This window comes from Microbacterium sp. C448 (assembly GCF_000582705.2).
Classification (GTDB): Bacteria; Actinomycetota; Actinomycetes; order Actinomycetales; family Microbacteriaceae; genus Microbacterium; species Microbacterium lacus_A.
The window spans coordinates 49,960-58,189 of the sequence record NZ_HG779633.1; the positions used below are offsets into that span (position 1 = coordinate 49,960).

Below are 8,230 nucleotides of genomic sequence, written 5' to 3' on the forward strand. Positions count from 1 at the left end.
CTCCCTGAGCTTGTCGAAGGGAGCAGCCAGGCATCAGCTTTCGCGGACCACGTCGGCGGGGTCCTTATCAGGACGTAGTCCCCGCCAACGGGCGTGACGCAGCGAACCATCTCGGGTCCACTCGGCGAACTCCACCTCGCCGACGAGCTCGGGCCGCACCCACAGGGCATCCGATGCATCCGCCGCCGGGATGCCGACGAAGGGATTCTTGTCTGTACGTAGCGGCGTCAGTGCCTCCGTGAGCCGCGCGAGCGTGGCATCGCTGAACCCGGTTCCGACCCGCCCCGCGTAGTGCAGCCCATCCGGACCCGGCACACCGAGCAGCAGCGAACCGATCGATCCGCTCCGGCCGCCGCGACCCGGGCGGATGGCCCCGATCACGACCTCCTGCGTGTGTGTGAGCTTGACCTTCAGCCAGGACTCGGTGCGGATGCCGCGGCGATACGCCGATGTAGGGTCTTTCACCATCGCGCCCTCCAGCCCGAACTCGCGCGCGGTAGCGAGGGCGGCGTCCAGGTCGTCGAAGACCGGCGGGGCAGAGAGCGGAGGACGGGCTTCTGCGACGACGCGCTCGAGCAGGGCCCGACGCTCGCGCAGGGGGAGGGCTGCGACATCCTCTCCGTCGTGCTCGATGAGGTCGAACACGTAGTAGGTCACGGGAGTGCGCCGGGCCTCGACGGCGATGTCCTGCGCCTTCACCAGATTCATGCGGTGCTGCAGCAGCGAGAAGCTGGGTCGGCCGGTCTCGTCGAGCGCGACGAGTTCGCCGTCGAGCACCGCGGGCTCGGGTGGCAGCCCGAGCTGCTCGGCCGTGAGCTCGGGGTAGCGTGCGGTGATGTCGGTGCCACGACGACCGATGAGGCGGAGAGTCTCACCGTCCCAAACGCCGAGGGCGCGGATGCCGTCCCACTTGAACTCGACCCACGGATCCGCGCCGGCGCGTGCCGACCAGCGCCGGATCGCCCCGGCCGCGAGCCCGGGCGCGGAGCCTGTTGCGAGCATGGGGGTGAAGCGCTCGCCGGAGGGGACGTCGGAGCTCGGCCTCGTCTTGGATGGCGCTTGTGCCTCGTGGCGGAAGGACGCCTCCGGTTTCGCCTCGACGTCTGCGCCCCCGTGCTCGTTCGAGGAAGGCGGGGCTTCGTCATCGATGTCGCCGATCTCGTCCAGGGCGACGACGGGCGCCCCGTCAGTCTGCGTCGCACCCGAGGCATCCGTCTTCATCCGATGCAGCAGCCAGGTCGACTTTTCGCCGTCGCCGTCTGTGCGGATGAGCGCGAGGCGCACCGCACCGAGCGGGCCTCCTGGGCGCCCGAACAGCGTGAAGATGATCTCGTCGTCGCGCCACTTCTCGAGGTCGTAGCGGCCGTCGTCCCAGATCGTCATCGAGCCCGCGCCGTACTCGCCCGCGGGGATCGTGCCCTCGAACTCCGCGTACTCCATGGGGTGGTCTTCGGTCTGCACGGCCAGGTTGTTGCGGGCGGCGGTCGGGGGGATGCCGCGAGGCACCGCCCAGCTGGCGAGCACTCCGTCTCGCTCGAGGCGCAAGTCCCAGTGCAGGCGGCTCGCGTGGTGTTCCTGGATGACGAACCGCGGGCGTTCGCCGGATGCTTCGGAGGCACCCAGCGCATTGGACGGCACGGGTTCGGGGGTCTTGCCCGCCTCGCGTTTGGCGATGTACACGGCGAGGGGTCCATCGTCAGCGGCGCGACCGCCCGCGTGGAAGCCCAGTGCGCTGAGGGGGTCGCCATCGTTCTCGACGCGATCGAGCACCTCGGCGAAGTCAAGGTGCGCCAGGTTGGGATCGTCGAGTTCTGCCCAGGTTCGGGGCGCCGCGACCATCGGGCGCAGGCGTCCGCGCAACGAGTAGGGCGCGATCGTCGTCTTGGCGCCGTTGTTCTGGCTCCAGTCGATGAACACCTTGCCGGGGCGCGCGGCTTTGCTCATCGCGCTGACGACGAGGTCGGGATGATCCGCCTCGACCGCCCGCGCGAGCTCCTTCGCGAACGCCGAGATCTGGTCGCTGGTCTGTTTCGCGTCGAGCGCGGCGTAGAGGTGGATCCCCTTGCTGCCGCTCGTGACGGGATAGGCGTCCCAGCCCATCCCGGCGAGGATGTCGCGGCACCAGCGGGCGACCTCGGCGCACTCTGCGAGCCCCACGCCCGGACCGGGGTCGAGGTCAAGCACGAGACGGTCGGGGTTGCCGCGGCCGCCCTCCGGCGTGAACCGCCATTGGGGCACGTGCAGTTCGAGGCTGGCGACCTGCGCGAGGTACACGAGCGTCGCGACGTCCCCGACGAGCGGATAGTCCTTGGGGCCGCCGGAGTGCTCGATCGGGGTGCGCCGAACCCAGTCGGGCGCGCCGGCCTCGAGGTCTTTCGCGAAGAACGAGGACTCCGGATGCTCCGCCGTGCCCACACCATCCGGCCAGCGTTTGCGGGTCACGGGTCGCCCCGTCACGTGGGGGATCAGGAACGGCGCGATGCGCGTGTAGTACGCGATGACCTCGCCCTTGGTGGTGCCCGTTTCGGGATACATCACCTTGTCGAGGTTCGAGAGGCGCAGGCGACGCCCCGCGACGCGCACCACCTGCTCCCCGGCCATCCGCCCAGGGTACCCGCGCACTCTCGGACTGCTCCGCTGTCGCACATCGATGCTGAGCCCGAGTCAAGGGGTCGATTTGCGACAGCGGAAGCGATTGACTTGCCCTATGAGAGCGATCTGGAAGGGTGCCGTCGCGTTCGGCCTCGTCAACGTGCCGGTCAAGGTCTATGCGGCTACCGAGGATCACGACGTGTCGCTGCACCAGGTGCATGCGGCCGATGGTGGACGCATCCGGTACCAGCGCATCTGCGAGATCGACGGCGAGGTCGTGCCCTACGCCGACATCGATCGGGCGTACGACGACGGCGAGCAGACCGTCGTGCTGACGAAGGATGACATCGCGTCGCTGCCCTCCGAGCGCAGTCGCGAGATCGAGGTCGTGGAGTTCGTGCCGTCGGAGCAGGTCGACCCGATCATGCTCGACCGCTCGTACTTCCTCGAGCCCGATTCGTCATCGCCCAAAGCGTATGTGCTGTTGCGGCGCACTCTGGAAGAGACCGACCGCACCGCGATCGTGCGGTTCACGTTGCGCCAGAAGACGCGTCTCGCGGCGCTGCGGGTGCGGGGCGATGTGCTCGTGCTGCAGACGCTGCTGTGGTCGGACGAGGTGCGCGAGGCATCCTTCCCCTCACTCGATGAGCCCGTGAAGATCTCGGCCAAGGAGCTCGAACTCTCGGCGAGTCTCGTCGACAGCTTTGCCGAGGACTTCCGCCCCGACGAGTTCGTCGACGACTACCAACGCGAGCTCAAGACCTTGATCGAGGCGAAGCTCGAGCAGGGCGACACGCTCGACACGTCGGCGACCTTCGGCGAGAGCGCGGACGACGACAAGGGTGGCGAGGTCATCGACCTGATGGACGCCCTCCGCGCGAGCGTCGAGCGGTCCCGCGCCGCGCGCGAGGGCGGAGGGGCGAAGAAAGATGCCCCGGCCAAGAAGTCGGCTAAGCCCGCCGAGAAGGCGGCGCCGAAAAAGAAGGCCGCGAAGGCCTCCTGACGAGCTTCCCGACCCGACTCATGTACCGTCCGCACGGCCCTTCGTTCGACGCGCCGCTGCGGAGCCGGGTGCACGGGGTGTCGCGCGGACGGCCGTGCGGACGGCACGCGGTCAAGCGCCGGGGCGGGGCTCGCCGTCTGAGTCGTGGTGGCCGATCTCGGGTGCCTTCTCGAACACCTCGGGCTCGAGCACGAGCTCCTGGGCCTCGACGGCATCCGTGACGACATCTTCGCCCGCCGCGGCGGCCTTCTTGGCCTTGCGGCGCTCGCTGAAGTAGTGCCAGGCGGTGACCAGGGCGGTACCGCCCACGGCGATGAGCAGGATGACGTCGATGTACTCGGTGACGAGGTCGCGCACGAACGGGATGAACCCGATGACGTAGCCGAACATCGTCAGGCCGAAGCCCCAGAGGACCGCGCCGATCAGGTTGTAGAGCGTGTACTTGCCCTTGTGCATGTGGCCCACACCGGCGGCGACCGGAGCGAAGGTGCGGACGATCGGCACGAAGCGGGCCAGGATGATCGTGATTCCGCCGAACCGCTCGAAGAACGCGTTGGTGCGCTCGACGTTCTTGACGCTGAAGAGGCCGGATTCTTTGCGTTCGAACACGGCGGGACCTGCCTTATGCCCGATGAGGTATCCGACCTCACCGCCGACGAATGCCGAGAGCCCGATCAGCAACGCCACCAACCACACGTTCAACCCGAAGACACCGTTCGGGGCGACCGCGGTCGAGTGTGAGAGCAGCCCCGCGATGACGAGCAGGGTATCGCCCGGCAGCAGGAATCCGACCAGCAGGCCCGTCTCCGCAAACACGATGAAGCACACCACGACGAGCGACCAGGGGCCTGCCCATTCGATGATCGCCGCGGGATCGAGCCAGGGGATGAGGGCTACAGGCTGCACGAGTTACTTTCCCGTCGTTCTGGGGCGGGTCGCCGACGCCACGGATGGATGAAGAATCGGCCCGTGCGGAAGGTGGGACTTGAACCCACACGCCCGAAAGCACAGGAACCTAAATCCTGCGTGTCTGCCAATTCCACCACTCCCGCGGGTGCGAACAGTCTACCGGCGAGATCGCCCGTTCCCGAGTGTTCGATGGCTACCCGCTCTATGCATAGCAGTGCAATGTATAGTGCTTCGAGGGTAGGAGGTCTCATGAACATCGACAAAGACCTGGTCGCCGCGATGGCTGCGCCACTTGTTCTCGCGATCCTGAACGACGGTGAGAGCTACGGTTACGCCATTCTGAAGCGCGTTCGCGAGCTGTCGGCGGGTGAACTCGAGTGGACGGATGGGATGCTCTATCCGCTGCTGCATCGACTGGATCGGCTGGGGCATGTCGAAGCCGAATGGGGCGTTTCGCCCGAGGGGCGCCGCCGTCGTAACTACCGGATCACGGATGCCGGACGCGCGCAGCTCGTCGAGCAGCGCCGGCAGTGGGCCACCGCAACCCGCACGCTCAGCGGCATCTGGGGATTGACTGCCCCGGGTGGCCTTCCGGGCGGCATCGTCGTGGCGGGGGCCTGACATGGGTGCGCTGGACGAGGGCGTGCAGCAGTGGCGGGCATCGCTGGCACGCGGCCGGGTGATCGACGCGGCGGACCTCGACGAGCTCGAGGAGCACTTGCGCGATCAGGCGGAAGACCTCGCCGAGTCGGGGTTGAGTGAAGATGAGGCGTTCTTGATCGCGCTGAAGCGGCTCGGGGCGGCGGATCGCCTGACCGCGGAGTACGCCCGCGAGCACGGCGATCGCCTGTGGAAGCATCTGGTGCTCGCGCCCGAGGTGGACGCGAGTGATGCGCGGTCGAAGCATCCGATGTTCGTGATGATCGTCTTCGCCGTGCTCGCGGCCGTCTCGATTCAGGTCGCACGCGTTGGCGCCGAGAGCGACGGCGGCCTGGCGTCGTGGTTCCCCCGGAACATCAGCCTGATCGTGCTGCCCGTGTTGGCGGGGTACCTCGCCTGGACGCGGGGGATGACGCGTGGCCGGGTCCTGGTGCTCGGGGCGATCGTGGCGGTGCTTGCGATCGCCGTGAACGTGTTCCCGTTCGACGATTCGTCGTCGACCGCGACCCTCGTGGCGATACATCTGCCGGTCGTGCTGTGGTTCGTCGTGGGCGCTGCGTATGTCGGCGCGGAGTGGCGGTCGAGTGCTCGGCGTATGGACTTCATTCGGTTCACGGGGGAGTGGGCGATCTACGTCGTGTTGATCGCGCTCGGTGGCGGCGTGCTGATCGGGTTGACCGTTCTGGTGATTTCGCCGATCGCGCCGGAGTCGATCAGCAGCCTGGACAAATGGACGCTGCCTTCCGGGGGCGCGGCTGCGGTGATCGTCGCGGCGTGGCTCGTCGAGGCCAAGAAAAGCGTGATCGAGAACATCGCGCCCGTCCTGACGGCGATCTTCACGCCCCTGTTCGCGGTGATGCTGGTGGTCGCCGCGGTACTGTATGCCGTTGTCGGCATCGGTCGTGAGTTCGACCGCGACCTGTTGACGGGCTTCGACGTGCTACTCCTCGTCGTGCTCGGCCTGGTGCTTTACGGTCTCTCGGCCCGCCCCGAAACGGCGCGGGCCGGCGCGATGGACGTCATCCGTCTCGTGGCGGTGGTGGCGGCACTGGTGCTGGATGCCTTGGTGCTCGGCTCGCTCATCGGACGAATCGGTGAGCTCGGTCTTACTCCCAACCGTGTCGCCGCGATCGGCCTGAACGTGCTGCTGATCGTCAACCTGGCGGTAACCGCGTGGCTGTCGATCCGGCTTCTGATCGGGCGCTCAACGGTGTCGCGTCTGGTGCGCTGGCAGACGTCGTATCTGCCCGTGTTCGGCGTGTGGGCGGTTTGCGTGGTGCTGATCGTGCCGGTCCTGTTCGCGTTCGTCTGATCCGTCCGGGACTTTCGGCACTGTGGGCTGTTGCGCCCGGTTCGTAGCGTCGAGTCATGAACACATCTCGGTTGTGGCGCACCCTGTTGCTCGTGGTCGCCGGGTTCAACGCGCTCTCGGCGGTGGGAGGAGGCATCGGGCTCATGGCGCCGGGTTCGCTCGGCATGCCGACCTGGTGGATCGAAGAATCCGGGTTCACCTTCTTCGGCGCTGGTCTGATACTCCTGATCGTGGTCGGGGGGACGCAGGTGCTGGCGTTCGTTCTGCTGCTGACGCGACGCCCGTGGGCGTTGTTCGCGAACGCCGTTGCGGGGTTCGGCATGGTGTTGTGGATCTACATCGAAGTCGTGCTGCTGCCGGTGTACTCGATCCTGCACACCATTTACATCGCTGCCGGGATCGCGCAACTCGCGCTGACCTTCGCATGTCTCGGCGTGCTGCGGCGCGACGTGGGTATCGAGCAGAAACAGCGCTACGGCGTCCGGCGCGGCTGAACGGTCGGCGGTCCGGCGCGCGCGCCGCTTGTGGATAAGTCCGGCCGCCGCAGCGGGCATCTTGCGAGGATGCCCCTGTGTCGACCGCCCCGAGCCCCGCCGCCCTGAACGCAATGGGCCTCCCACCCGAGGCGTCCCCTCAATCGGCGGTGGCGGCTCGGGTGCGCGACCGGCTCCGGGCCGAACGGATAGACCCTGCCCGCGACCCCGACGCAGCACATCGTTTCGCCCTCGCCGAGGTGCGGCGGCACAACGACGTTGCCCTGGCCCGCGGCATGGCGCTGGTCGAAGACGAGGCGGCATGTGTGCGTGGTGCGCTCGCCGAGGTCACGGGCTTCGGTTCGCTGCAGCCGTATCTAGACGATCCGTCGGTCGAGGAGATCTGGATAAACGCTCCTGACAAGGTGTTCGCCGCGAGATTCGGTGTTGCGGAGCGTCTGCCGGTCCGCTTGACCGATGAGCAGGTGCGCGACCTGGTCGAGCGGATGCTGCATCCGACCGGTCGGCGGGTCGACCTCAGCCAGCCGTTCGTCGACGCGTCGCTGCCGGACGGGTCCCGCGTACATGTCGTGATCCCGGATATCACCCGCCGCCATTGGTCGGTCAACATTCGCAAATTCACGCCCGCCTATCGCGACCTCGATGCTCTCATCGCGCTGGGGTCGCTGCGTCGAGAGGACGCGGACCTGCTGCGCGATGCGATCGCGGGAGGCCGCAGCATCCTGGTATCTGGTCCCACCCACGCGGGCAAGACGACCCTGCTCGCGGCCTTGATCGCGGCATGCCCGCCCGATCATCGAGTCGTGACTGTGGAGGAGACGTTCGAGCTGGGGGTCGATGCCCCGGACATCGTGGCGCTGCAGGGACGGCAGCCGAGTCTCGAAGGCACCGGCGAGGTCTCGCTCCGTCGCTTGGTGAAAGAGGCGCTGCGGATGCGCCCGGACCGGTTGGTCGTGGGTGAGGTGCGTGATGCTGAGGCACTCGACCTTGTGCTTGCGCTCAACACGGGTGTTCCCGGCATGGCGTCAATCCACGCGAACACCGCGAAGGACGCTCTGGCCAAACTGGCCGCGCTACCGCTCCTGGCGGGTCGCAACATCGATTCATCCTTCGTCCTGCCCGCGATCGCGGCCGGCGTCGACCTGGTCGTGCACTGCTCGCGCTCCGCCGACGGGCGGCGCCGGGTGAGCGAGATCGCGGCGACGACGGGCCGCATCGTCGGGGGAGCGATCGAGGTCGAGCGGGTCGGGGGCGACGCAT

Annotated in this window: 7 protein-coding genes and 1 tRNA gene; 5 read left to right on the plus strand and 3 right to left on the minus strand. The window is 67.7% G+C overall.

Translation table 11 applies throughout. The annotated features are described in order from the left end of the window. Nucleotides 1-33: 33 nt before the first annotated feature. Nucleotides 34-2,601 (minus strand): ATP-dependent DNA ligase, encoded by a 2,568-nt coding sequence (locus tag MIC448_RS05355; RefSeq protein WP_036297072.1) that lies wholly within the window; start codon nucleotides 2,599-2,601, stop codon nucleotides 34-36. Between the two features lie 106 nt (nucleotides 2,602-2,707). Here MIC448_RS05355 and MIC448_RS05360 point away from each other — a divergent pair, with 106 nt between their 5' ends. Beyond that, nucleotides 2,708-3,595 carry a Ku protein gene (locus tag MIC448_RS05360; protein ID WP_036297074.1) on the plus strand — a complete coding sequence of 296 codons (888 nt, stop codon included), beginning with the start codon at nucleotides 2,708-2,710 and terminating at the stop codon, nucleotides 3,593-3,595. A 111-nt stretch (nucleotides 3,596-3,706) separates the two neighbouring features. On the opposite strand, the gene MIC448_RS05365 is transcribed toward MIC448_RS05360, so the two are convergent. After that, nucleotides 3,707-4,501, minus strand: coding sequence for a DedA family protein (locus tag MIC448_RS05365; protein ID WP_036297076.1), 795 nt, complete (start codon nucleotides 4,499-4,501; stop codon nucleotides 3,707-3,709). Nucleotides 4,502-4,565: 64 nt separating this feature from the next. Next, nucleotides 4,566-4,647, minus strand: a tRNA-Leu gene (locus MIC448_RS05370). Nucleotides 4,648-4,753: 106 nt separating this feature from the next. On the opposite strand from MIC448_RS05370, the gene MIC448_RS05375 reads away from it, so the two are divergent. From MIC448_RS05375 to MIC448_RS05390, 4 genes are all read left to right on the plus strand, one after another. Then, nucleotides 4,754-5,125 (plus strand): PadR family transcriptional regulator, encoded by a 372-nt coding sequence (locus MIC448_RS05375; protein WP_036297078.1) that lies wholly within the window; start codon nucleotides 4,754-4,756, stop codon nucleotides 5,123-5,125. Between the two features lies 1 nt (nucleotide 5,126). Further along, nucleotides 5,127-6,476: a permease prefix domain 1-containing protein gene (locus tag MIC448_RS05380; protein WP_036297080.1), complete on the plus strand. Its 1,350-nt coding sequence runs from the start codon at nucleotides 5,127-5,129 to the stop codon at nucleotides 6,474-6,476. Nucleotides 6,477-6,532: 56 nt separating this feature from the next. Continuing rightward, nucleotides 6,533-6,970, plus strand: coding sequence for a hypothetical protein (locus tag MIC448_RS05385; protein WP_051513190.1), 438 nt, complete (start codon nucleotides 6,533-6,535; stop codon nucleotides 6,968-6,970). A 113-nt stretch (nucleotides 6,971-7,083) separates the two neighbouring features. Then, nucleotides 7,084-8,230 (plus strand): CpaF family protein (locus tag MIC448_RS05390; protein WP_036297102.1); only part of this gene is annotated, 1,147 nt, incomplete at its 3' end.

Excerpts from the sequence above, each read along its gene's own strand:
- MIC448_RS05355 (WP_036297072.1), bottom strand. The coding sequence starts at position 2,601 with ATGGCCGGGGAGCAGGTGGTGCGCGTCGCGGGGCGTCGCCTGCGCCTC.
- MIC448_RS05360 (WP_036297074.1), top strand. The coding sequence starts at position 2,708 with ATGAGAGCGATCTGGAAGGGTGCCGTCGCGTTCGGCCTCGTCAACGTG.
- MIC448_RS05375 (WP_036297078.1), top strand. The coding sequence starts at position 4,754 with ATGAACATCGACAAAGACCTGGTCGCCGCGATGGCTGCGCCACTTGTT.
- MIC448_RS05380 (WP_036297080.1), top strand. The coding sequence starts at position 5,127 with ATGGGTGCGCTGGACGAGGGCGTGCAGCAGTGGCGGGCATCGCTGGCA.
- MIC448_RS05385 (WP_051513190.1), top strand. The coding sequence starts at position 6,533 with ATGAACACATCTCGGTTGTGGCGCACCCTGTTGCTCGTGGTCGCCGGG.